Here is a 1,826-nt window from a genome sequence, read left to right on the forward strand (position 1 = left end):
AGGGCATCCAGTCGATGCCCATCGCGTCGCGTCCGTCCTGCGCGGACGGCCCGCCCGTCTGCCCGGTGCGCCGCTGCCCGTACGACCCGTAGACGGCCACGGCCGGCGCCGCCCGGTCGTGCCAGCATGTCGTGCCGACCAGCGACAGGTTCGACTCGAACAACCGGTGCCGACGCACGCCCAGCCGGAGGCTGTCCCCGCAGATCGTGACCGGGTCCACCATCGGGGCGCCGGGCACGTTCTCGATCACGTACCCGATCGGCCCGCCCACCCGGCCGACCGCCTCGCGCAGCTTCGCGCGGGTTGGTGCGACCAGGTCCGGGTGCAGGTGTCTCCTGCTGGCGGGCGTGGCCTGGGAGTAGGCCTGGCAGGGTGGTGAGGCGTGGATGATGTCGAACCCGGTCGGGTCGACCGATAGGGCGTCGGCCTGGATGAACGGGAACGGGTAGTCCGGCTGAGGCTCGATGTCGACGCCGATCACGTCGAACCCGGCCGCGTGGTAGCCGGCGCCGGCTCCGCCGGCCTTGCAGAACAGGTCCAGCAGCCGTGGGCGTCGGTTCACGCGGCCACGCTCCGGGGCCGGTTCGCGCCGGCCCGCATCCCGGACCGGATCGTGCGCAGCGCTCCGGCCTGCGGGTGCCCGGCGACGATCGCTGCGTCCAGCAGGACCGCCTCCACCTCGGCGGCGCAGAGCGCGTCTCCGGCGACGAGCTGCCCGAGCGCCACCGACGCGCCGTAGAGCGTGCGGTTGAGCGTCCCGTCCGGCGCCGTCTCGACCGCCGAGACGCTGCGGGTGACGGCCGCGTTCAGGTACGCGGCCCGCCGGCCCGCGCCGATGTCCACGGTGACCCGCTCCTGCGGCGGCAGCGGCGCGGGCCGCAGCCGCTCGGCCAGCCACGCGGGCAGCGGCGCCGGCCGCATCTCGTGGGCGACCTCGTACCGGCCCGCCGGCACGGTCGACCCGGCCGCCACGACGTACCCGCCTATGGCGCGGGTGTCGATCAGCCAGCCGAGCGTGCCGGACGTGTTGCGCGGGGACAGCGTGTGCCCGTCATCGTCGGGCGCGGTGAAGTACAGGTGCGTTCCGCCGCGCCCGGTGGTCACGGTGTAGGTGTCGATGGGCATGGGCTGCCCGGCCTGCTCGCACACGGCGGCGAACACGTCCCCGCCGTCCGCGATGCCCTCCCGCCGCCACTCCTGCGGCGGCGCCTGGTCGGGTTTGGGCTTGTCCAGGTCGACCACGACCAGGCCGGACACCCCGCACGCGATCCCGATGTTGTACGGGGCGGCCGTCCACGCCCGGCGGATGCGGTCCGGGTCGATCGTGGCCCGGGTCTCCCACCGGATGTGGGCGCCGAACCGGCGGCAGCGCGGGTCACGGCCGGTGCACCGGTCGGCGCTGTGGTCGGGGAACGCCGGCCGCTTGTCACCCGGCCGCAGCGGGAACACGAACCACCCGCGCTCGGCCAGGCTCAAAGCGTTCTGTAGCAACATTTCTCGGTCAACCTGATGGTTCATTCCGTGATCTCCTAAGCGATGCGGCGACGCCGGGGCGCGGCCGTGGGCGTGGGGAGCGGGATGACCGGCGCCAGGGTCACGCCCTGGTCGTCGTGGTCGTGTTCGTGCTGCTCGGCGCAGACCTTGTGACACGGGCGCCCGACCTCGTCGCGCATGAACGCCGGGCGTCGGCAGTACCGGCACGGCCGCAGGTCACCGGTCGCGTGGTGGCGCCAGTTCAGAGCCACGGCGGATCACGCTGCCGCGTCGAGCGGGTCGCCGTAGCCGTCGTGGCAGTTCAGGCACTCCCCGAGCGAGCGCGGGATGTA

The 1,826-nt window shown here is 73.8% G+C and carries 3 protein-coding genes; all 3 read right to left on the minus strand.

The genetic code is table 11. From position 1 onward, the window contains the following. On the minus strand, positions 1 to 562 hold a 562-nt coding region (locus ABD191_RS28600), incomplete at its 3' end, for a DNA cytosine methyltransferase (RefSeq protein ID WP_344088985.1). Next, positions 559 to 1,518 carry a bifunctional DNA primase/polymerase gene (locus ABD191_RS28605; RefSeq protein WP_344088988.1) on the minus strand — a complete coding sequence of 320 codons (960 nt, stop codon included), beginning with the start codon at positions 1,516 to 1,518 and terminating at the stop codon, positions 559 to 561. The genes ABD191_RS28600 and ABD191_RS28605, both read right to left, overlap by 4 nt. Positions 1,519 to 1,529: 11 nt before the next feature. Beyond that, positions 1,530 to 1,745, minus strand: coding sequence for a hypothetical protein (locus ABD191_RS28610; protein WP_344088991.1), 216 nt, complete (start codon positions 1,743 to 1,745; stop codon positions 1,530 to 1,532). Positions 1,746 to 1,826: the final 81 nt, after the last annotated feature.

Origin of the sequence: Luedemannella helvata, from assembly GCF_039528415.1 — a bacterium.
Classification (GTDB): domain Bacteria; phylum Actinomycetota; class Actinomycetes; order Mycobacteriales; family Micromonosporaceae; genus Luedemannella; species Luedemannella helvata.

Excerpts from the sequence above, each read along its gene's own strand:
- ABD191_RS28605 (WP_344088988.1), bottom strand. The coding sequence starts at position 1,518 with ATGAACCATCAGGTTGACCGAGAAATGTTGCTACAGAACGCTTTGAGC.